Here is a 22,197-nt window from a genome sequence, read left to right as displayed (position 1 = left end):
TGTATCATTTATCGAACATGAGTTAGGTTACCGACCGGAAATTGGATTAATTTTGGGCTCGGGACTAGGTATATTGGCGGATTTAATTGAAGAGGGCCGGCTGCATATGGAGAAGGTGAAGCAGCGGCAATAAACATGAAAGTATGCGGAATAGGAAATCAATCAATTAAATTAGGAATTTGAAAGGTGAAGAGCTAAATATGTCCAACATGAAACAACAAGTCCAAGAAGCTGTATCATTTATCGAACATGAGTTAGGTTACCGACCGGAAATTGGATTAATTTTGGGCTCGGGACTAGGTATATTGGCGGATTTAATTGAAGAGGCAACCTCGATTCCTTATCACGCTATTCCTCACTTCCCGGTTTCGACGGTAGAAGGTCACGCCGGGGAATTGGTTGCCGGTCATATAAACGGCAAAGATGTCGTGATGATGAAAGGCCGATTCCATTTATATGAAGGGTACTCTGCGACACACGTAACATTTCCAGTGCGAGTCCTAAAGGCGCTGGGCGTTAACCAGCTAATTGTCACAAACGCTGCTGGTGGCGTTAATGTGGAGTTTGAAGTCGGAGATTTGATGCTCATAACAGACCACATCAATCATATGGGAACCAACCCGCTTATCGGATCGAATGACAAAGAGGTAGGCCCACGATTTCCGGATATGTCCGAAGCATACAGCAAGCGCCTTATTCAATTAGCTCATGAAGTTGCATCCAGTAAAAGTTTTGCCTTCCGTGAAGGCGTATACCTGGGAAATATCGGCCCTTCTTACGAAACACCTGCCGAAATCCGGTTCGCAAGAGTCATTGGAGCCGACGCTGTCGGTATGTCGACCGTCCCGGAAGTTATCGCAGCCAGACATGCAGGCGTGGAGGTGCTCGGCATTTCATGCATCACGAATAAAGCCGCGGGAATTCTGGAACAGCCTTTATCGCATGAAGAAGTGATGGAAGCGGCTGAGCAAGTCAAAAAAACATTTTTGCAGCTTGTCCTTGGCATAATAGAAGAGATGTAAGCACAAAGGCAGCGGTCCGTTGATTCGTTGAGATCAGCGCGCTGAAGCGGTAATCATACTAGTAACGGGTGGGCGAGGGGCTATAAAGAAGGAAGGTACAGCATGAATGAGTAAACGATTTGGTCGGAAGAAGGAAAGCGTAGAGATCGGGCGCCCAGTGCAGAGAGAATTGATGGCAGGCATCGTTTCCTTTTTCACGATCGTGTATATTATCGCTGTAAACGCATCTATTTTGGAGGATGCAGGCATCCCGTTTGAAGCAGGGGTTATCGCAACCGCCTTAACATCATTCGTAGGGTGTTTGCTAATGGGATGGTGGGCGGATACGCCAATCATTCTGGTCCCGGGGATGGGGATCAACGCTCTGTTCACGTATACAATTGTTCAAACGATGGGGCTTACGTGGCAGGAAGCACTGGGAGCCGTGGTCGTGTCGGGCATCCTGTTTGCTATTGTTGCGTTTACACCGCTCGCTCGCACGATATCATTGTCCATTCCCGATTCGCTAAAGGAAGCGACAACGGTAGGTATAGGCTTGTTTCTAACATTGATTGGCTTCCAAAAAGGAGGCATCGTCGTTGCCAATGAACAAACATTCGTTTCCTTGGGTGAATTTTCCAATCCCTCTACGATGATAACTTTGGTAACGTTAGTCATTGCGATGGTGTTGTTCATTAGGAAAGTACCCGGTAACTTTCTGATCACCATAGCTTGTGGCACCTTGCTTGCCATCGGCCTCGGTCAGGTCAACATCCGTGAAGCATCGGATGGCAATATGTCCCTCCAGGTATATCTGGATCTTTTTGGAGCCTTTTCTTTTGGCAGCCTGGCCTCGGTGACATTCTGGATTGCCGCTTTCACACTGGCTCTCGTCCTTGTGTTCGAAAACATTGGTATGATAAACAGCCATCTGAGCATGGCAGGGAAGCCTCAGAAATTTAAACGCTCTTTGCAGGCCAACGCACTCTCGACGATTACGGCCGGTCTTTTCGGTACGAGCCCTACGGTTTCAACGGTAGAAAGTGTTGCGGGTATTTCGGCAGGCGGGCGCAATGGGCTTACAGCGATTACGGCGGGGATACTATTTTTTATGGCCATATTTTGTATGCCTATCATTAAGCTGATTCCGGATAGTGCAATTTCTCCGGTATTGATCATTGTCGGAGGTTTGATGATTTCCGGGATACAGCGCATTCCATTCAACCAGTTTACCGAGTGGTTTCCTGCATTTCTTATTATCGCCGTAATCCCTATGACATACAGTATTGTAGATGGAATGGCATTCGGATTTATAGCTTATGTTATATTGAAAGCTGCACAAGGAAAAGTAAAAGAAATTTCGCTTCCGCTATATTGTACCGCAGCTCTCTTTCTTGTTAACTTTGTTCTCCATGTAATGGGATAAGATTGAGATGAAGAAAAAATTGATACGCAAGGTTCGCCTCAGCAACAACACCATCCGCACGAGGAGGGTGTTGTTGCTTTTTTAGGATGGGGCCTTCACTCATATTCCGCAGCGGCTAACTGTTCGGTCGCTTGTGCTTTTAACACTTGATTTAAAACACTCTCCAGTAAAGCGGCAACGCCAGCATCTCGATTTTCTCCGATATACAGTTGGTTTAATAATGGATGATCTAGTGTAACCTGATACTGAGCCATGAATAAATACTCTCCTCTGGAATGGTCTAGGAAACTCTTCTAGATGAGTATTTACTTCATGGCTTACTTTTTATGAAGTTCATCATTTTACACAATGATATGGACTCAACTCACATTGCGCCATCCCCGAGCTTTTTAAGTCGATGCCATCGACCTAATTTATACATTGCGCCATTCCCGTGCATTTAAGTCGATGCCATCGTCCTAATTGACACATTGCGCCATGCCCACCCATTTAAGTCGATGTAACCGACTTAATTCACAGATTGCGCCATCTTGGAGCATCTAAGTCGATGTCACTGACCTAATTCACAGATTGCGCCATCTCGGAGCATCTAAGTCGATGCCATCGACCTAATTGACACATTGCGCCATTCCCGTGCATTTAAGTCGATGCCATCGACCTAATTGACACATTGCGCCATCTCGGAGCATTTAAGTCGATGTCACCGACCTAATTCATAGATTGCGCCATTTTGGAGCATCTAAGTCGATGTCACCGACCTAATTCACAGATTGCGCCATCTTGGAGCATCTAAGTCGATGTCACTGACCTAATTCACAGATTGCGCCATCTCGGAGCATCTAAGTCGAAGCCATCGACCTAATTGACACATTGCGCCATTCCCGTGCATTTAAGTCGATGCCATCGACCTAATTGACACATTGCGCCATTCCCGCCCATTTAAGTTGATGCCATCGACCTAATTCTCACATTGCGCCATTCCCACCCATTTAAGTCGATGCCATCGACCTGTATTGCTCAATGGACTCAACTCCACAGCACCACGAACCGAGTCTTTAAGTCGATCCGAGTGAATTCTTCACTCTCAGCAACCACCAACAGGGCTATTCAGAACAAGATTGGAAACACTGACAGACAGATGTCAGCGTTGAGGGCGTACAATTGGAACTGCGAAGAGGTGATCATACTTGCGAAGCGAAGTGAGCGTATACTCTGACCATAAACGGGAGGCAACCCTAATGAGCAAAGTACAATCTTTACGAGCATTTGCGACGATCAGTTATTGGGCGGATGATGTGGAGGCAGCGAAAACATGGTATGCGGAGCTGCTCGGCATCGTCCCATATTTTGAACGATCGGGACCAGATGGCAGGCTTGCCTATGCGGAATTCCGTCTCGGCGACTACCAGCAAGAGCTGGGCATTATTGATCGCCGCTTTGCGCCTGTCCAAGCAGCTGCTGGTCCTGGGGGCGTCATTATGTATTGGCATGTGGATGATATCCACGCGATGCTTCAGAAGCTGAAGGAGATGGGGGCCGCAGAGTACGAGCCTCTTATACCTAGAGGAGATTCAGGATTCGTCACGGCTTCGGTCGTAGATCCGTTCGGCAACGTGCTGGGCATCATGTACAATCCGCATTATGCAGACGTATGGGAACAGCAGCAGAAGGGTGTGATTGCACATGATCATCGATAATGCCGTGCGGTTAAGTACCCGCCAAGCATGGCGAGAGTGGCTAAGCGAGCATCATCAAGTACAACCGTATTGCTGGTTGATTACAGCGAAGAACGATCCGATCAGCTATCTGGACATCGTGGAAGAGGCGCTTTGTTTTGGCTGGATTGACAGCACCCGCAAACGTATGGGTGAGCATCAGACTGGCCAGCGCTTCTCTCCCCGTCGGAAAAACAGCAGCTGGACGGAGCTGAACAAGGAGCGCGTCCGGCGGCTGGATCGCTTAGGCTTAATGACAGAGGCGGGAATGAGCGTTTTGCCAGAGATGGGCCCAGGTTCATTCGTCATCCAAGAAGATATTCTGCAGAGGCTGAAGCAGGACGAAGAGCTTTATAGCAACTTTCAAGCATTGCCTGAGCTGTATGTCAGAATCAGAATCGACAATATCCAATCCGTTGAAAAGGATGTTGCCTTATATACTTCACGGCTGGATAAGTTTATAGCGCATACCCGAGCGAATAAGATGTACGGCCAATGGCATGATGAAGGCCGTCTTCTGGAAGGATAGTCTTAGTGGAAATATGCCGACAAAAAAAAACAAGCTGGAGCTGGTACAGAGCCGGAGTCAGCTTGTTTTTTGTCGGAAAGAGAGAATGGAATGGGTGGAAGTTCTACTCACTCATGCGTTTCTCTGTAATAATAGCGTTTTTCCGTGCTCCTTCTTTTAGATCGGCAGGGGCGTATTCAGCGTTCGCCAATACGTTGTAGCGCTTGAGGGCATTTTCGTAGTCTTGATTCGCGAAGGCGCTGTACGCTTGCTGCGTGAGCTTTAAAGCTGCATCCTTCATGAATTGTACGGCATGACTATTCGCGGCAAGCCCTTCTTTCATTTTTTTGTCGGCGATCAGGACGGCATTGACGTAGTTCTTCTGATTGAAATACCAACGCGCATTGGCAAAGGCATTATGGAAAGCCTGGCGCTCCTGAATGAGCTGGAGTTTCGCCGGAACGTGGTATGTGTTGCTGTAGACGGCGTCTTGTCCCAGCAGCTCATAATATAGCTTTGCTTTGTCGAGCTGGTCGGATTCGTAGAAGGACTTTGCTTGCTCAGCTACTTTTTTGGCCGCAGCCGATTGATTCGAAGCATTTACTTTCCAGCTGTAGCCTGTATCTTTTGTTTTGAAATAGTAATACAAAGCATTGTAATAGCTGCTCTGCTTCAAATAATAGTCTCCATTCCAAATATAGCCGTCGGCTTCGATCTCCTCCGCGCTTCTGGTGTCAGCGGCTTTAGATGATGTCGATGAAGTAGAAGAGGAGCTTTTGCCGCCCCCATTATGATAATGATATTCCCCATAGGCCAGTCCCCACTTCTCACAATTCGTGCGGCATGTATGTCCGCCGGAGGAGTCTGTTCTTCCCGGGTGGGCTGAAGCCAAGCTGCTGCATAGGAAAAATAATAGTGTGATGAATACGGTCATTTTTTTCATGATGGGTATTTGTCTCCCTGCTTTTCATATTTCATTCCATATTAAAGAAGTTATCGGGTGCTGGATAGGGGTTTTCTAATATTTTTAGCAAATACTTGAAAAGGAATGCTTTGTGATCATTCATAACATGTTCAGCCCTTATTTCAGATTGCGATAACGAAACATTTCTTTAATCCCTCGTTATCGTTGTTGAATGTGCGTTATTTAACCGGAAAGCGGGATGCTTTAGTCTAGATGTAACGGGTGACCCGATAAGAAAGACTGACAGCATGCACCCGTTATTCATCCTATTTGTACAGGAGGTCAATCGTATGAAGAGAAAGATGAAGCGCTGGATGCAAGGAACACTTGCCGCAGTCCTGGCGGTCAGCATGCTGAGTGCATGCGGCGGCGGGAACGACAAGCCTAGCCCGGGCGCGGAAGGTGATGGAGGGAACAAGCCGTTCCAAGGTAAGAAGCTGTCCATCGCTACAGCGAACCATCCGTGGGGGGATGCGATTAAAGAGCTGATTCCGCAATTCGAAGAAGAAACCGGGATGAAGGTGGATGTACAGAGCTACTTCGAGGATCAATTGTCCCAGAAGCTGACCGTACAATTCACATCCGGCTCGGCAACGCCTGACGTGTTCATGTACAGCCCGCTGCAGCATGCGAAGCAATTCTACAACAACGGCTGGCTTCAGCCGCTGGAAGAGTACGTGAACAAAAATGCGGATTACGATTTCGATGATTTCTCGAAGGCATCCGTCAGTACGAATATGATCGATGGCAAAATCGTCGGCATCCCGACGATTACCGAGCAGCACATCCTGTATTACCGCAAGGATCTGCTGGAGGAAGCGAACATTGCCGTCCCTAAGACGATGGACGAGCTTCTGGCGGCAGCAAAAGCGCTGCATGATCCAAGCAAGGAAATGTACGGCTTCTCCGCTCGCGGCCAGCGCTCCGCGCTTGTGTCGCAGATCTCGTCGTTCATGTACTCTGAAGGCGGCGAATTTATGCGCGACGGCAAGGCAGTTCTGAATTCGCCTGAATCGGTTAAGGGCATGGACACCTATGCGACGCTGCTTCGTGACTTCGGCCCTCCAGGCGTGCTGAATATGTCCTGGCCGCAAGCTATTGGCGTATTCGCACAAGGCAAAGCTGCTTTCTTCGCAGATGTGAACTCCATCTATCTGAACGCGGCTGATCCGGAGAAATCCACCGTCGCCGATCAAATCGGCTACGCGGTATTCCCGGCTGGCGATGCGGGCTCACAGCCGTTCAACATCGCTTCGTGGGGCATCGCGATGAATGCCAAAGCTGCGGACAAGGATGCGGCATGGGCGTTCATCGAGTGGGCTACTAGCAAAGAGATTATGCTGGAGACGCAGAAGCTTGGCAATCCGGGGTCGCGCTTGTCCGTATGGGCAAGCCCTGAAGGCACAGTAGCCTTCCCGAAAGAGCTGGCTGAAGTAACAATGGAGACGCAGAAGGGCGGCGTCGACCACTCTCTGCCGCAAGTGAATGCCGTAGGCGAAGCCCGCGATATTATCGGTTCAATCGTGCAGCGCGCGATTACGGGCGAAGATATCCAGGCTGCGGCCGACCAGGCCAACAAAGAATTCCAAGCCTTAATTGATAACGAATCTGGTCAATAAGCTGCGGAGTTGGAGGGATGCGTCCGTAGGGCGCGTCCCTTCTTCATCCCGGGGCGCAACGAGAAAGGATGGAGGCAATGCGAACGAACTGGTTTGATCGCAACCAGAAATGGATATACACCATGCCGGCTGTATTATTCGTGCTTCTTATGATGGTATTCCCGATTTTATATACTTTTCGAATCAGTTTCTATGAATGGAGCATGTCCTCGACGACGCCACCGAAGTGGGTCGGACTCGACAACTATATCGCCTTATTAACAGATGCCCGTTTTTGGGTGACGGTCAAGCAGACCTTCGTCTTTACATTTGGCGCCTTAATTGTGCAGACGGTGCTGGGCGTGGCGATTGCGGTATTGCTGCACCGTGAATTTTTTGGCAAAAACCTGGTCAAAACAATCTTCCTGCTCCCAATGGTTGCAACGCCTGTCGCGATGGGACTTGTCTGGCTATTGATCTATGAGCCGAGCATTGGCGCCGCCAATACGCTGCTCAAGATGATCGGACTCAGCCCACAGCTATGGATTGCCTCGCCGTCTCAGGTTATGCCGTCCCTTATTCTGATGGACGTGTGGATGTGGACGCCGATGATCTCGCTGATCGTCATGGCCGGCCTGGCGACGCTGCCGACAGAGCCGTATGAAGCGGCCGATGTGGACGGGGCTTCGACCTGGCAGAAGTTCTGGTATGTGACGCTGCCGCTGCTGCGTCCGACGATTATCGTAGCGGTCATGCTGCGCCTGATCGATGTTCTGAAGACGTTCGATATTATCTATGCGACCACGCAAGGCGGTCCGAACATGAAGTCGGAGACGCTGAACATCTACGGCTATACGCTTGGCTTCCAGTACTTTAAGCTGGGTATGGCTTCAACGCTGCTTGTCATCTTTTTTGCCATCGTTATGGCTTTAACGCTGTTCATGATCTATGTGCGCAAACGTCTGGAGGTGGCTTCATGAAGCGCAAAAAACGATTAAAAACGATCATCATGAGCTCGCTCACGGGCTTGGTAGTCATTTGCTTTGCCTTTCCGTTCGTATGGATGCTGCTGGCTTCATTCAAGACACAGGCGCAAATCATGTCACCCGATGAGTTTCTGATCTTCAAGCCTACGGGACAAAACTATGTGAATGTCTTCAGCGAATACGACTTCATGAAGTTTATCATCAACAGCTTTATTGTCGCAGCAGGATCGACGCTCGGCTCCTTAATTCTGGGACTGCCTGCAGCGTACGCGATTGCGCGCCACCGGCTGCAAGGTCTTAGTCTGATCATTCTGGTTGCCCGCATCATTCCGGGCATCACGTTCCTTATTCCATGGTTCATTATTTTCTCGCAGCTCGGAATGGTTGACTCCTATCTGTCGCTTATTCTCAGCCATATGCTGGTTGGCCTGCCGTTCATCATCTGGGTGATGATCTCCTTCTTCGAGGGCTTGCCGACGGAGATTGAGGAAGCGGGCTTGATTGACGGATGTACGCCGACTCAAGTGTTCCTAAGAATTGTATTGCCGATCTCAGGACCGGGAATTGTTACCTCATCGCTATTGTCTTTTATTTTCTCATGGAACAACTTTATGTTCTCGATTATTCTGGCGGGAGACAAGACAAAGACGCTTCCAGTCGCGGTATTCAACTTTATGTCCTATTCCGAAATTAACTGGGGCGCACTGATGGCTTCGGCATGCGTCATTACACTTCCAGTGCTGATTATTGCGCTGCTTGCCCAGCGGTTTATCGTAAGCGGTCTTGCGGCGGGCGCAGTGAAGGGCTAAACTACTTGTACAACCAAGAGGACATGCCTTTCACAAAGGGGCGCGCTGCCATGCCGCGAAAAAGCACGATTTTTTCCAAAATTATGATCATGATCGTCTTGTTTCTAATACCCGTCCTGGTCTTATATGGCTATACGAATAAAGTAAGCGTGGATGTTGTGGAAAATGAAATCGGAGCCAACAGTCTCGGGCAGCTGTCGTTCTTGCTTCAGCAGTTCGATGCCACCATCGAGCAGTTGGCTATGTATACGGTTACACTTAGCGCCGATCCTCATGTGCGCGAGCTGATGGAGCGGGACAAGACGATTCCGTACGATCGGCAGCGCGAGGAATATCGGATTAACAAGAAGCTGAGTCTTCAGAGCGTATCCAGCTCGTGGATGAACGAGATTACGTTGTATTTGCCAAAGCAAGATATGATGCTGTCTTCGAATCTGCTTAAGGATTATGATCCGTGGGGTGATGTGAAGCGGTTCGCCTTGCGCAAGGGCTGGATCTATGACGACGATCCCAAGGGCTATGCCCAGGTGCCGGGCGCACGCTTCATCAGACAAATCTCGGAGCCGTACAGTGCAACATCTGTAGAGCAGGTGGAAGCGATGTTTCAGGTAGGCTTTCCTGTATCGAACATCTCCGGCATGCTGGACATGGTCAAGTGGGACGGGCGAAGCGATCCGTTCCTGTACAACAAAGCTTATGATCCGATCGGCAGCACGACATTGAATACGGATGCCGTCCGTGAGGTTATGAGTAAGCTCGGCGGCAGAGAGCTGGGAGTCAGCGGGCATGTGGTTGCAGATATTGGCATGGGGCGAGTGGCGATCTTCTATGTGAAGTCGCAGCAGCTTGGCTGGTATCTGGTTGATTATGTGCCGATGGAGAGTATTCTTCAGCCCATTCACAAGACAAACGCGATGTTCTATGCGACGATCGGTCTGCTGCTCGCCATGGGCATCATCGCATCCTATTTGCTGTACCGCAATGTTCAGCGGCCGATTGGCAAGCTGATGCGCGGGGTGCAGATGTTAAAGAAGGGCAATCTGTCGACGCGGATCGAGAACAGCACAAGTAATGAGTTCGACTTCCTGTTCCTGCGGTTCAATGAAATGGCGGAGGAAATTCAGGATCTGGTGGAGCGCGTCTATGCGGAGAAGATACGGGGGCATGAGGCTACGCTGAAGCAATTACAGGCGCAGATCAACCCGCATTTTCTGTACAACAGCCTGTTCTTCATTATAAATACGGCAAAAATGCAAGATACGCCATCCGTCGTGGCGATGGCACAAAATCTTGCTGAATATTACCGGTATACGACCCGGATGGAAGATCGGCCGGCTTCGCTGCGCGAGGAGCTGCAGCTTGTCGAGAACTATCTGGAAATTCACAACCTGCGGTTAGGGCGGCTTCGCTATGAGATCGATGTGCCGGAAGAGATGCTGGAGCTGCCGCTTCCGAGGCTGCTGCTGCAGCCGATCGTGGAGAATGCGATTGTCCACGGCATCGAGAGGAAACCCGGGGCCGGATTGATTCGGATTACCGGACATGCCGGAGAAGGCCGCTATATGCTTGTCGTGGAGGATAACGGGGCAGGTATGCCTTACGAGCAGCTGCTGATGCTGGAGCAGAAGCTTCGCCAGCCGTTGGAGGAGCAGACCAGCTGCGGCGTCTGGAATGTGCATCAACGCCTAAGATATCTATTTGGCCCGGGTTCAGGCCTTCAGCTAGCGATTAGTCCGCTGGGCGGACTGCAAGTCACCATGATCTGGAGGGAGGAATCGGAGCATGGCGCAATTGCTGATCGTGGATGATGAACGGCATATTACCGACCGGCTGTCAGAGCTGGTGCCGTGGAGCGAGTCGGGTATCACAGGGGTTCATAAAGCGTATTCCGCCGAGGAAGCGCTGGATGTGATGGAGTCCTGTACGATCGATATTGTGCTGACCGATATCCGCATGCCTGGCATGTCGGGACTGGAGCTGTCGGAGCAGATTCGGCGGCGCTGGCGCAAGACGAAGTGTATTCTTCTGTCGGGTCATGCGGAATTCGAATATGCCAAAGAAGCGATCCGGCACGGGGCAGTCAGCTATCTGCTGAAGCCGGCCAAGGATGAGGAGCTGCTGGCTGCCGTTGCGCAGGTGCGCACCGAGCTTGCGGAGGAGTGGCGCGAGGTCATCTCGCAAGAGCGGATTGCGCAAGCGCTCCGGGAGAATCTTCCCCAGATGCGCGGCAATCTGCTGGGGGAGCTGCTGCTTGGTAAGCGCTATGCGGCGGCTGAGCTTCGCGATAAGATGACGATGCTGTCTGTGCCGGAATTTTATGAGCAGGCCTTTGCCTTAATGCTGGTCAGGCTGGAGCAGCCCTTTCACAACTATGATCCCCATAGTCTTGCGCTCGTGGAATACGCGGTAGGCAACATGGCGGAGGAGCTGTTCCAGCCGGATTGCCAGCTGTGGCACGGGAAGGATGTGCATCAATATCTGGTGTTCCTGATCACGCACGGGGAGGGCGGCGCAGATTGCGCCGAGCTGTACCGCATGCTGGAGAGCAAAGCAAGCCAGCTGAAGGATGCGATTCATACGTTCCTGCGCGGCTCGGCGACGATCCTCATTAGCCGGACTGGGGTATTCCCGACTGATTTGGCCATGATGTATGACGGCACGCTATCGACGCTGCGCAAGCGCATCGGCGATGTGTCCGATCTTATTCTGACCGTATCGGATGCGGCAATCGGCGAGAATGAAACATGTTCGTTATCTTCTCTGTATGAGCTGCCGTCCCTGTCGCATTTGCTGGAAGCGGGTCAATGGCAGCAAGCGGAGCAGCGGCTGAAGAGCATCGCCGCGGAGCTGCAGACAGAGGAGCAATTACTGGAGGCCTACTTCATCATCGCCTCGGCAGCGTCATCCTATGCGCATAAGAATGGACAGCGATTGTCTGATCTGATCGGTCCGGGCTATGAGAAGCTGACTGTAGGCTTGCCGTTCCGCAATGCGCAGCAATTGCTGGACTGGTCACTGGAGCTGCTGGGCAGGCTCAGCAGTGAAGCAGAAACGGATAAGCAGGACTCGCGTGCGAAGCTGATTGCCGATGTGCGGCAATTTGTCGAGCAGCATCTCGACGAAGATGTGTCGCTGACCGCGATATCGAGGCATGTTTTTCTCCATCCGGTCTATATTTCGAAGATTTATAAGCTGGAGACTGGGGAGAACATCACCGAATACGTCTATCGGATACGGATGGAGAAGGCGGCCAGGCTGCTGCTCGACACTTCGGACAAAATTTATGAGATTGCCGCCCGGCTTGGCTATCAGCGGGCGCATTCCTTTATTCATGTGTTCAAGAAGCATACCGGATTGACGCCGCAGGAATACCGGGACAAGTATGGCTCGTGAGGTGGACCGCACAAACGATTATACCCTGAGATTCATGTATGAAGAGATAGAGATTCCCTAATGGGAGAGGAGCAACAGAGATGAACGATAATACGATGACACCCGGTTTGCCGGAGCTTGACCGCAATCCGCCAACGCCATATGCCTTTGTTGATCTGGATGCGGCAGAGCGTAATATCGCTCTTATGGCAGAGAAGCTGGCTCAGCATGGCATCCGCCATCGGCCGCATATTAAGACGCATAAGTCATTGGAGATTGCCCGCAAGCAGCTTGAAGCAGGAGCGGTCGGCATTACAGTGGCCAAGCTGTCCGAGGCGGAAGTATTCGCTGATGGAGGTATCGACGACATTCTCGTCGCGCTTGCGATCGTCGGCGAGCGCAATCAGGAGCGGCTGGAACGTTTGCACCGCCGCATCCGCGTCACCGTTACTGTCGACAGCTGGGAGGCTGCACTCGGCTTGTCCGCTGTTGGTGAGCGGGCGGGACAGCCCGTGCGCGTGCTGATCGAGTTGGATGGCGGTCTGCATCGCGGCGGACGCCAGCCTGGCGAGGATATTGTAACCTTCGCACGCAAGATACAGGAACTGCCGGGCATTGAGATTGCCGGCATTATGGCTTATTTCGGCCTGGTGTATCGGAACCAAACGGACGATGCGCTGAAGGCTGCTGTACGCGAGGAAGCGGAGATCATTCGCGGCGTTGTAAGCGATCTGCGTGAAGCGGGTATCCCGGTTGATATCGTTAGCTCGGGCTCGACGCCAACGTCGAAGCTGTGTGAGTATGCGGAAGGCATTACGGAGGTGCGCGCAGGCAACTATCTATACAATGACGTGTCCGCAGTTAGCATGGGCCTTGCAGAGCCTGAGGATTGCGCGCTTCGGGTCATTGCTACGGTCATCAGCATGCCGCTGCCAGGCATGGCGACCATTGACGCCGGAACCAAGACGCTAACCAGCGATCGTTCTCATCATACCGATGGCTTCGGGATGATTGTCGGCCAGCCGGATGTTATGATCGCTTCGCTTAATGAAGAGCATGGCATGCTGCGTTACGACCCTGCGCAAGTTAGCCTGTCTATCGGGGATCGCATCGAGATTATTCCGAACCACTCCTGCGTCATTCCGAATTTGAACGACTACGTATACGCGGTGCGCGGCGGAGAAATTGTCGGCCGGATTAAAACCGATGCGAGAGGCTGCAATTATTGAGAATAGTGCTTTCCTGACGATGAATTCCAGCTATGGCTGCACAGCTGATCCAATCGTTTTGTCGGATCGTCCATCGAGCCGTTGAAACAACCTGTTGCTGACCCCTTTTATGACCAATGGCTTCTACCCTATACTCAAACGAAAGGCGGCTCACTGTTATGACCAATAGAATCGACACTGCTCGTACGACGGAAATATTGAGGGATTTGGTGCGAATTCCGAGCGTGAATCCCAACTTTGAAGGAGGCGTACCGGAGCTTGCGGTAGCTGATTATGTGGAGCGGTTTTTCCAGCGGCTAGGCTTGTCTGCCGAGCGCCGCGAGGTGTTGCCGAACCGTCCGAACATCGTCGGGATGCTGCCTGGTGTGAAAAACAATTCGCCAGGTTTGCTGCTGGAGGCGCATATGGATACGGTGCAGACGACTAACATGACCATGGAGCCCTTCGCCGCAGAGGTTGCAGACGGCAAGCTGTACGGAAGGGGAGCCTGCGACACGAAGGCATCGCTTGCCGCTATGCTGGCGGCTATCGAGTGGTGCGCAGAGAATGGGCAAGTGCCTGCCGTTCCGGTCTATCTCGCTGCTGCAGTCGATGAGGAAGTCCATTACAAAGGTGTACTCGACCTGCTCAATATCCATGAGAAATTCGGCGCGGCGATCGTCGGGGAACCGACGGAGCTTCATGCCGTCATTGCTCATAAGGGTGTTGTTCGCTGTGAGATCGAGACGGTGGGCGTGTCGGCCCATGCTTCCCGGCCAAGCGAAGGCGTGAATGCCATTGATGCCATGGTGCAGGTCATCTCCCATCTAAGAGATGTCGTCACTCCTCGCTTGCTGGCCCAGCCTCATCCTTTGGTCGGTGCTGGCTCGCTCAGCGTCACGGAGATTGTAGGCGGAGTCGCGCCGAATACGATTCCGGACCGCTCCCGCATCAAGATTGACCGCCGCACGATTCCGGGCGAGGACAGCGAGCAGGTATGGGCGGATCTTCGTGATGAGCTGACTGCGCTGAATCTTGGGGATGACCGTGCGCGCGTCAATGTCTATCCGCCGTTCGTGCTGGACTATACGCTTAATACTAGCGCGGATTCCGATGTCGTGCGGCTTCTTACGCAAGCGGCTTCCAAGCGGATCGGAGAAGTGAAGACGCACGGCGTGCCGTACTGCACCGACGCCAGCAAGCTGGCGCTTGTCGGCATCCCGTCTGTCGTGTTCGGCCCGGGATCTATCGACCAGGCACATACCGAAGACGAGTGGGTGGAGCTGGAGCAGGTGGCGCTTGCTGCGGATATTTTGATTGATGTAATCATGAGTTACGGGGCTTAAAAAGTAGTTATATCATTATGAGAAAAGGCTTTGAGTCGTAATTTCGGCTTGAAGCCTTTTTTGTCTTTCCGCGCAATAGCTGTTCGCTGGCTCTGACTCCGTTCCTGCGATTTTAATTGTTGCACGGACGTACATGCACACATAGGCCTTCGCCCACATACAATGTACAACTGACGAATCTTCGCGCAAGGGCTTAAGATTAAGCCTGAGCCATTCAGCTTGGGGGTGTACGGAGCATGGGATTTTTTACGGCTATCGCTTTATTTATCAAACAGCTTACGTTGCTCGTGTCGTATGTGAAGAACAATGCTTTTCCTCAGCCTCTGAAGGAGGAAGAAGAGACAAAGCATTTGGCGTTGATGGCTGAAGGCAATGCGCATTCGCGCAATTTGCTCATAGAGCATAACTTAAGGCTGGTCGCTCACATCGTCAAAAAATTCGACAACACCGGTGAGGATCTGGAGGATCTCATCAGCATTGGCACCATCGGCCTGATCAAGGCCATAGAAAGCTTCCAGACGGGCAAAGGCACCAAGCTCGCGACCTTCGCCGCCCGTTGTATTGAGAACGAAATACTTATGCATCTAAGATCACTGAAGAAAACCCGCAAGGACGTCTCGCTGCATGACCCGATAGGCACGGATAAGGAAGGCAACGAAATTACGTTGATCGATATTTTGGGTACAGAGACAGATGACGTCGCGGATAAGGTTCAGCTTAAGATCGAGAAGAGCAAGATTTACAAAAACCTGGACATACTGGATGATCGCGAAAAAGAGGTTGTGATCGGCCGATTTGGTTTGGTGCATGGCGGGGATGAGCGGACGCAGCGGGAGATCGCGAAGGAGCTGGGCATCTCGCGGAGCTATGTGAGTCGAATTGAGAAGCGGGCTTTGATGAAGCTGTATCATGAGTTTTATAAATCGAAGAAGTGATGGGAATAGTAAGTAAACAGACGTACCGCGTGAGGTACGTCTGTTTTTCTAATTGTCGAGATCGCATATTCCGCTATCATGATGTTCCAGTACAAGACGGGAGATTATAATGGAACCCAATTTCTTGCATTGTTCCTCTCTATTTAAAGGCGGACTCCCTGACTGAACGTGAGCCAGTCTATGCAAGTAGTGGTTTTCTTATGTTTGCTCATTAGTGTTGCATTATTGTTATCTGAATTTTATAACTTTCTGCCTTATCTAAATCAAAGCATAAAAAGTCCTTATAGTAGATATGGTAGGTAGCCCTGTCCATAATTTACTTTCACACTGCCCAAAGAAACTCGGAATGAAAAGTAGATGCAAAATGGAAGTAGAAAATGATAATTCGAATCGAAGATGTATGACTCACGTATATCACTATTCATGATGTTGTAAATCGGCTCCCAACTGACAATCTGAATCCAATTTGAGGGTTATGAGAAAAATAATAAAAATTTTCAAATATTTGTCTTAGCAAAATAAGAGATAGCCAATTTATGCGAAATGTGTATTAAAATATGTTTATGGCAATCTCTCTAAAAATATGTCGAAGAACCAAGACAGAAGTGAGCAGAATGGCTAATAATGATCATATCGGTGAGCCAAGGACTGGCACCAACGAGATTACTAAACACCTTGGTGTTACAGTTGTTGCTGTATGCAAATGGATTGCTGACAGTAATATCCCTTACCAGCGGGTTGGGAAACAATGAAGATTAAAGACCGGTATCAAGTGGCGATGCTGGGGAGGAAAGCAATATGACTGATAACAAAAGAGGACAGGAACGTTCAGAGCTAGGCACCATATGGAACATTGCTATTGACTTGCGATGTAGTGTAGACAGTTGGGATTTATACGAGACGCTGGACATCGATGTAAACAAAAACAAACTGGGGAGCAACTGTTGCCAACGAAATGAACGAGATGTAAAACTGATAGATGGGATGTGGGTGTGAGTATTTTACCCCACAGGAAGTGGCCGTGCTTTAACCTGCTTGACACTTGTAGGAAAATAGAAGTAACCAAGGTTTATGATCCAGGTCGAGGAAGTGTCCCATTGCCGTAAAATACTGGGTAAAGAAAACGTCTGTAACGGCTTTTTTGGGCAAGTTTGATGATCATTTGGTTCGATTGAATAGTGACATTGTTGGGAATGGCTCGATCTTAAAGAAATCATCAAGGACTACTTCTATAGTAAAAAGGAACGAACAGGAGGGTGAAATCGCCAGTGAAATACAATTTTGATGAAATCATACGACGAACGGGAACTAATGCGGTAAAATGGGAGCCGGAAAAGTTAAAAAGCCTTACCGGTTCAGAGCCTGAGGAAGACATCATTCCGATGTGGGTGGCAGATATGGATTTTCGCAGTCCACAGCCTGTCGTGGATGCTTTGCTCAAAAGAGCGGAACATGGCATTTTTGGGTATTGTATGCCGCATGACTCGTATTACGACGCCTTAAAATGGTGGTTGAAAGAGAGACATGATTGGGAGATCCGGAAAGAATGGGTAAGGCTTATGCCGGGTATCGTTCCTTCCCTTGGTTTTCTTATCCGTGCGCTGTCGGAGGAAGGCGATCATGTCATCATCCAACAGCCGGTGTATCATCCGTTCAGAAGGATGGCAGAGAAGAACAATCGCGTAATAATGAATAATGCCCTTCGATTAGAAGAGGGGGTGTATCGAATTGATCTTGAGGATTTCGAACAAAAAGCAACAAACCCCAAGACTAAGCTGTTCATCTTAAGCAATCCTCATAATCCCGTTGGCAGGGTATGGCACGAAGATGAGCTTCGAGCTCTTGGTGAGATCTGTATCCGTCACGGGGTTATCGTCATCTCGGACGAAATTCACCAAGACTTCATTTTGAATGGTAGCCATACAGTTTATGCTAGACTAGGTGAGGCATTTGCGAACAATTCGGTTATTTGTACAGCGCCAAGTAAAACATTTAATCTATCGGGATTATCCACGTCCAATATCATAATTCCGAACCTGGAGATTAAGCAAAAATTAGAGGACGAGTTGCAAAAGTCGCACATCGGCATGATCAATCTATTCGGAATTGTTGCATTGACCGCCGCGTACTCTGAAGGGGGCGCGGAATGGTTGGAGCAATTGATCGAATATTTAAGAGGAAATCTCGCATACATGGATTCGTTCATACGGGAGAATATGCCGAAAGTAAAGTTGATTCAACCGGAAGCGACGTATGTAGCATGGTTGGACTTTCGTGAGGTAACGGCTAATCACGAAGATTTGGTTTGTAAGATGAAGGAATCCAACGTCTTGCTTAACGAAGGCACCATGTTTGGTGACGAGGGAGCTGGATTTATGCGGATTAACTTTGCTGCGCCCAGATCTGTTTTAAAGACGGCATTAGAGCGGATTGCTCAGGTTCTATCTTGAATTTTAATATGTAGTTCACTTGGACATTAAGGTTGGAAACCGTTTTATTTCTTAAAGTGGTTGGATAAAGAGCACCGTTTCAGGTTGAAAGTGACTACAAAAGAAGAAAACAGATGCTCCAAAGACTGGAATGAAAGGGGATCGGTGGTGCCGACAAAACTTCCTTGCACAGATTAATTTCAGTCCCTCATTTTGGAAAGACGCATCTCTTATTTCATAAATAACAATTTTCAGTTGTCTGTGCAGAGCATTTACACTGCCCCACAATAGCGAGATTCCCTCTACTTTATTCCATTCGACACAGGTGCGGCAATCACTTAATGATGCCAGCAATGCAATAACAACGAATTTATGGCGAATGCCAATGTCTTTTCGTGGATGTGGGAGAAACAAAAAAATCCTAACGGGTTTAATAATTTTCTTCCTTCTACGTCGGAGGCCAAGAGAATTCCAACGGCTGACGGGATGCTTCCCCAAGGAGATCAAGTCGTGGAAGTAGCAGTTGCCGACATTGTTAGTGTACCTGCTATTTGAAGAATGGTTCCCTCAGAAGCTGGATTCCACCACATAATGGAGTGATTATATAAAAAAACATGGTTTTGATTGTTTGTGGAAACAAGTTCAGAAAGATTGGAAGAGAAGATCCTTTACATTGAAGACCTCTTCAATAAAACTAGGCTTCGGTTGAAAATAAAACAACAAATTATGCTATTCTTAACAGGCTGTTACAAACGAACTTTACATAGCAATGTTTATATGATAGAGTAAAAAAAGTAAGTTTTTTCCTTGGGTTTTTTTGTGTTGTATTGTTTATTTGCGGGGAATTAATCTTGATCAAAAGATTCTCAACATTCCCTCATTTTGAAATCGTTTCCATGGTACGGATTTATGAGTGGTTTAAAACGACAAAGTACCGTTTGAAAGGGATTTAAGGTGTACGTTCTTCAAAATTAATGTTGAAGAACGATCAAATCAAAAAAATAAGTGGAAAATGGGTCTGATTGATTAACTTGGTAAGATCACAAATATTCCCTTGATTGATTTGTGGTCTTTAAGGATTTTCCAACTTATATTCGAATAAACAATAAAATTATAAGGGAGTAATTATAATATGGGGATTTTTAAGACTGAGAATAGACTTGTTCTCCTGATATCTAAAACCTATTTAACTGAGTTAGAAGCTGATGAACTATGTGAGTTGTTAAATACTCATATGGATTGGAGTCATGTTATTGGACAACTTGAATTTCATCGTACAGCGGGTATTGCTTGGATTAATTTTAAAAAGTACATGTTTAGAGATTTGAATTTTTCATGTACATGCACTCGATTTCATAATTATTTAAAAAAATCATACTTAGTACAAGAAAAACAAGTGCGATCGAATTTAGAGTATACATCTCAAATATGCAAACTATTTGACGATCATAACATTCGTTATGTCATTTTAAAAGGAATTGTTCTTTCACATTCTATATATGAAGACTTTGGAATGAGAAGTTTTAGTGATAATGACATATTAGTTCATCCGAATCAATTAAATCAGGCTATTGAAGTACTTCAATCACAAGGATATATACAGGGGGAGATTCGTCAAGGACGGGAAATAGTACCAGCTTCTAGAAGAGAACTAGTGGTACGTTCAATGAATTCTCACGAAGTAGTTCCCTTTGTCTTAAAAATAGAAGATTATATGTTTTTTGAATTTCATATTATTGATTTACATTTCTCTATGATTTTGATGTCTTCTACTCGCAATGAAGCTATAGTACAAGAAATGTTAAACTCTAGTATAGAAATAAATGTAGAAGGAAAAGTAATTAGGAGTCTTCCTTGGGAATACATGCTATTATTTCTTTGTCAACACCTTTTTAAAGAAGCTATTTCTCCTTACCATCTATTAAAATACAAAGATTTTTTGCTGTATAAATTTTGTGATATTTATAGTTTATTGAAGAATCCTAGAATCATAATTGATTGGGATTTGTTTATTGAAAAAGCATATGAATTAGATTTTGTTCAGGATACATTCTATACTTTTCATTTCCTTACACTTATTTTTGGGGAAGATTTAGTTCCACCTGAGATTATGGCTAAAATTGAGAGTGAGGATAAAGAGTTTTTATATGAGATTTGTAAATATAATAGCAATGAGGTTGTATATCGTTACGATAATAATGTGTTAGATCGGTTATTTGACTTAAATCGACCATCAAAATTTGTCGAATTCGACAAAAATAATGGTGATTTATAGGAAATAAAAAGTTGGAAACAGGAACTATTCTACCAATGAGTGTTCGTTTAGAATGAAGATTGTTTTTTTCTTTTTTTCAGTGAGAATTAGATTATAGGCGCAGGTAATTTCCTTTCTTTTACCTTTTTGATTTGAAATTGCGGCTATCATTCACCCCATACCTCGCTATGTTATCAATACATAACGAATTTTAAAGCACTAGCGTTGCATAAAACCTCTTATCCAAAGTGTTCGAGTTTTCGGAAAATAATTTTTCTAGGTGAAATGAAAAAGACAGCCCTTAAAGGTAGTCCTTCCCATTTGGTTAACTTATGTAAAATTGCTCACGGATGTCTGTTTTCTAATTAGTCGAATTCTCGTTTCCGTTGTCAACCTTTTGATGGGCGATTTAGCTTTTTCTTGAGTTGCTTAGCCAACAGCCATGCGTTTGCCATAGAGATGCTTGATCCACTTAAAGAAGAGCTCGATCGCCCAGCGACTGCGATGCATTTCACTAATCTCATCGCATGTCAGGTCAAAGTGATTCGTTACCAGGAAGAGCAGATTCCCTCCGAATCTTGCGTCTCGATCAGCCGGAACAGATGCTTCATTTTCTTCTGCTGCGAGCCGATTCGGACGCACCTATCGGCGGAGACCGCGCTGTTCTCGGGGATATCTCAAGCGGCTCGAAATGCGTGTTGCTCTTCAGACTTGTCACAAACATGATACCGCCTTGGCAATAGCGATCGAAGGCCGTTAAGATTTCTCCACAAATAAGTCGTTAGTAAACGTATCTATGGAGGCAATTAAAACGGTGGTTTTATCGACTATACGAATTATATAGCATCTAATAGAAGTATAATTTGCCTCGGAGTTAATAGATAATCGACTGGTTTTCCTTCTAGTATGAGTATCTGCTGAGCGCTATGTTAAGCAGTGAAGACCTCAAGCTTTTCAAGGGGAAACCAATAGAAAGATGATTAGAGACCTAATGAGATCAATGACTGAATTAGACTTGGATGAGTTTGTATTCATTTATATATACAGTTGATTATTATAAAAAAAAGTTGATTTGTGTTGTTCAAAGTTTCCAGTTAACATGCTAGCATTAAATACATGAAAATATATTTTTTGAAATATCATACAATTTAAAAACTGATTTTGATATAATACTTAAAAAATTTCAGTAATTACAAACTTTTTTCAAATACATTGTTGTTAATCATTAACTTTGAATAATTATTTGTTGGATATGGGAAAAGAACAATAAACACGTTCCGTGGGTGGTGCGTCTGTGGAAAATGTCTTTAAAATTCTGTAGGAAGATACAGCTTTACAACTATCTGATTCAGAATGGGGCTTCGATTGAACATCTCTATTACAATGCTCTCGAAAGCTTTGACAAAGTGTATACGGAAATCATAATTAACCGAAATCGAAAATGGGCTTTCCCTTCAAATTTTCCAGCTAGTTGGGAAGTATGTGGAATAGCAACATTTCGCCTTCCCTTCAATCAGTTAATCAATGTTAAAGATATAATAAACGATCTATTAATTCATAAGTCTTCAGTGTTTATTTGGGTGAATAACAAACACGCTCCTCACAATCCTGATTTAGATCCAAATCTGAATCACTCCCTTCAGATT

The 22,197-nt window shown here is 47.4% G+C and carries 15 protein-coding genes and 2 pseudogenes; 14 read left to right on the top strand and 3 right to left on the bottom strand.

The annotated features are described in order from the left end of the window. The first annotated feature begins 200 nt into the window (after positions 1-200). Both ACFVSO_RS08925 and ACFVSO_RS08920 read left to right on the top strand, forming a co-directional pair. A complete protein-coding gene (locus ACFVSO_RS08925; protein ID WP_387472866.1) occupies positions 201-1,022 on the top strand; it encodes a purine-nucleoside phosphorylase in 822 nt (273 codons plus the stop codon). A 106-nt stretch (positions 1,023-1,128) separates the two neighbouring features. Beyond that, positions 1,129-2,427 (top strand): NCS2 family permease, encoded by a 1,299-nt coding sequence (locus ACFVSO_RS08920; RefSeq protein WP_387472332.1) that lies wholly within the window; start codon positions 1,129-1,131, stop codon positions 2,425-2,427. Between the two features lie 98 nt (positions 2,428-2,525). On the opposite strand, the pseudogene ACFVSO_RS08915 reads toward ACFVSO_RS08920, so the two are convergent. After that, positions 2,526-2,681: pseudogene (locus tag ACFVSO_RS08915) on the bottom strand (IS256 family transposase); the annotation flags it as partial. Positions 2,682-3,665: 984 nt separating this feature from the next. Between ACFVSO_RS08915 and ACFVSO_RS08910 the strand changes: the two are divergent. Together ACFVSO_RS08910 and ACFVSO_RS08905 are read left to right on the top strand one after the other, a co-directional pair. Then, entirely contained in the window at positions 3,666-4,124 is a 459-nt protein-coding gene (locus tag ACFVSO_RS08910; RefSeq protein ID WP_387472330.1) for a VOC family protein, read from the top strand. Further along, positions 4,111-4,671: a YdeI/OmpD-associated family protein gene (locus ACFVSO_RS08905; RefSeq protein ID WP_387472328.1), complete on the top strand. Its 561-nt coding sequence runs from the start codon at positions 4,111-4,113 to the stop codon at positions 4,669-4,671. Before ACFVSO_RS08910 ends, ACFVSO_RS08905 begins: the two co-directional genes overlap by 14 nt. Before the next feature lie 742 nt (positions 4,672-5,413). Here the strand turns inward: ACFVSO_RS08905 and ACFVSO_RS08900 are convergent. Beyond that, positions 5,414-5,593, bottom strand: a pseudogene (locus ACFVSO_RS08900) (YHYH domain-containing protein); the annotation flags it as partial. A 311-nt stretch (positions 5,594-5,904) separates the two neighbouring features. Between ACFVSO_RS08900 and ACFVSO_RS08895 the strand changes: the two are divergent. The 10 genes from ACFVSO_RS08895 (at position 5,905) to ACFVSO_RS08850 (ending at position 20,572) form a co-directional block, all read left to right on the top strand. Continuing rightward, positions 5,905-7,233 (top strand): ABC transporter substrate-binding protein, encoded by a 1,329-nt coding sequence (locus ACFVSO_RS08895; RefSeq protein ID WP_387472326.1) that lies wholly within the window; start codon positions 5,905-5,907, stop codon positions 7,231-7,233. Positions 7,234-7,310: 77 nt separating this feature from the next. After that, positions 7,311-8,192, top strand: a complete 882-nt coding sequence (locus tag ACFVSO_RS08890; RefSeq protein WP_387472324.1) for a carbohydrate ABC transporter permease — start codon at positions 7,311-7,313, stop codon at positions 8,190-8,192. After that, complete coding sequence (locus ACFVSO_RS08885; protein WP_387472322.1) at positions 8,189-9,007, top strand: carbohydrate ABC transporter permease; 819 nt, start codon at positions 8,189-8,191, stop codon at positions 9,005-9,007. Before ACFVSO_RS08890 ends, ACFVSO_RS08885 begins: the two co-directional genes overlap by 4 nt. Before the next feature lie 50 nt (positions 9,008-9,057). Beyond that, positions 9,058-10,815, top strand: a complete 1,758-nt coding sequence (locus ACFVSO_RS08880; protein WP_387472320.1) for a sensor histidine kinase — start codon at positions 9,058-9,060, stop codon at positions 10,813-10,815. Next, complete coding sequence (locus tag ACFVSO_RS08875) at positions 10,790-12,400, top strand: response regulator transcription factor (protein WP_387472318.1); 1,611 nt, start codon at positions 10,790-10,792, stop codon at positions 12,398-12,400. The genes ACFVSO_RS08880 and ACFVSO_RS08875 overlap by 26 nt, the downstream gene beginning before the upstream one ends. A gap of 80 nt (positions 12,401-12,480) precedes the next feature. Continuing rightward, on the top strand, positions 12,481-13,608 hold the full coding sequence (locus ACFVSO_RS08870) for an alanine racemase (RefSeq protein WP_387472316.1): 1,128 nt from the start codon (positions 12,481-12,483) through the stop codon (positions 13,606-13,608). A gap of 158 nt (positions 13,609-13,766) precedes the next feature. Next, positions 13,767-14,933, top strand: coding sequence for a M20 family metallopeptidase (locus tag ACFVSO_RS08865; RefSeq protein WP_387472314.1), 1,167 nt, complete (start codon positions 13,767-13,769; stop codon positions 14,931-14,933). A 236-nt stretch (positions 14,934-15,169) separates the two neighbouring features. Beyond that, on the top strand, positions 15,170-15,868 hold the full coding sequence (sigK, locus tag ACFVSO_RS08860; RefSeq protein WP_387472311.1) for an RNA polymerase sporulation sigma factor SigK: 699 nt from the start codon (positions 15,170-15,172) through the stop codon (positions 15,866-15,868). Positions 15,869-17,136: 1,268 nt separating this feature from the next. After that, positions 17,137-18,318 carry a MalY/PatB family protein gene (locus ACFVSO_RS08855; protein ID WP_387472309.1) on the top strand — a complete coding sequence of 394 codons (1,182 nt, stop codon included), beginning with the start codon at positions 17,137-17,139 and terminating at the stop codon, positions 18,316-18,318. A 1,111-nt stretch (positions 18,319-19,429) separates the two neighbouring features. Further along, the gene (locus ACFVSO_RS08850) at positions 19,430-20,572 is read left to right on the top strand and encodes a nucleotidyltransferase family protein (protein WP_387472307.1); all 1,143 of its coding nucleotides are present in this window, start codon (positions 19,430-19,432) and stop codon (positions 20,570-20,572) included. 408 nt (positions 20,573-20,980) lie between these two features. Here the strand turns inward: ACFVSO_RS08850 and ACFVSO_RS08845 are convergent, their stop codons facing one another. Further along, positions 20,981-21,193, bottom strand: a complete 213-nt coding sequence (locus ACFVSO_RS08845) for a transposase (RefSeq protein WP_387472305.1) — start codon at positions 21,191-21,193, stop codon at positions 20,981-20,983. Positions 21,194-22,197: the final 1,004 nt, after the last annotated feature.

This window comes from Paenibacillus sp. NPDC057967 (assembly GCF_042887015.1).
Classification (GTDB): domain Bacteria; phylum Bacillota; class Bacilli; order Paenibacillales; family Paenibacillaceae; genus Pristimantibacillus.
The sequence above is the reverse complement of the archived record's forward strand: the minus strand, read 5'-3'. Positions and strand labels throughout refer to the sequence as shown.

What these genes read in the sequence shown, in the direction of transcription:
- ACFVSO_RS08925 (WP_387472866.1), top strand. Translation starts at nt 201, where the DNA reads ATGTCCAACATGAAACAACAAGTCCAAGAAGCTGTATCATTTATCGAA.
- ACFVSO_RS08920 (WP_387472332.1), top strand. Translation starts at nt 1,129, where the DNA reads ATGAGTAAACGATTTGGTCGGAAGAAGGAAAGCGTAGAGATCGGGCGC.
- ACFVSO_RS08910 (WP_387472330.1), top strand. Translation starts at nt 3,666, where the DNA reads ATGAGCAAAGTACAATCTTTACGAGCATTTGCGACGATCAGTTATTGG.
- ACFVSO_RS08905 (WP_387472328.1), top strand. Translation starts at nt 4,111, where the DNA reads ATGATCATCGATAATGCCGTGCGGTTAAGTACCCGCCAAGCATGGCGA.
- ACFVSO_RS08895 (WP_387472326.1), top strand. Translation starts at nt 5,905, where the DNA reads ATGAAGAGAAAGATGAAGCGCTGGATGCAAGGAACACTTGCCGCAGTC.
- ACFVSO_RS08890 (WP_387472324.1), top strand. Translation starts at nt 7,311, where the DNA reads ATGCGAACGAACTGGTTTGATCGCAACCAGAAATGGATATACACCATG.
- ACFVSO_RS08885 (WP_387472322.1), top strand. Translation starts at nt 8,189, where the DNA reads ATGAAGCGCAAAAAACGATTAAAAACGATCATCATGAGCTCGCTCACG.
- ACFVSO_RS08880 (WP_387472320.1), top strand. Translation starts at nt 9,058, where the DNA reads ATGCCGCGAAAAAGCACGATTTTTTCCAAAATTATGATCATGATCGTC.
- ACFVSO_RS08875 (WP_387472318.1), top strand. Translation starts at nt 10,790, where the DNA reads ATGGCGCAATTGCTGATCGTGGATGATGAACGGCATATTACCGACCGG.
- ACFVSO_RS08870 (WP_387472316.1), top strand. Translation starts at nt 12,481, where the DNA reads ATGAACGATAATACGATGACACCCGGTTTGCCGGAGCTTGACCGCAAT.
- ACFVSO_RS08865 (WP_387472314.1), top strand. Translation starts at nt 13,767, where the DNA reads ATGACCAATAGAATCGACACTGCTCGTACGACGGAAATATTGAGGGAT.
- sigK (WP_387472311.1), top strand. Translation starts at nt 15,170, where the DNA reads ATGGGATTTTTTACGGCTATCGCTTTATTTATCAAACAGCTTACGTTG.
- ACFVSO_RS08850 (WP_387472307.1), top strand. Translation starts at nt 19,430, where the DNA reads ATGGGGATTTTTAAGACTGAGAATAGACTTGTTCTCCTGATATCTAAA.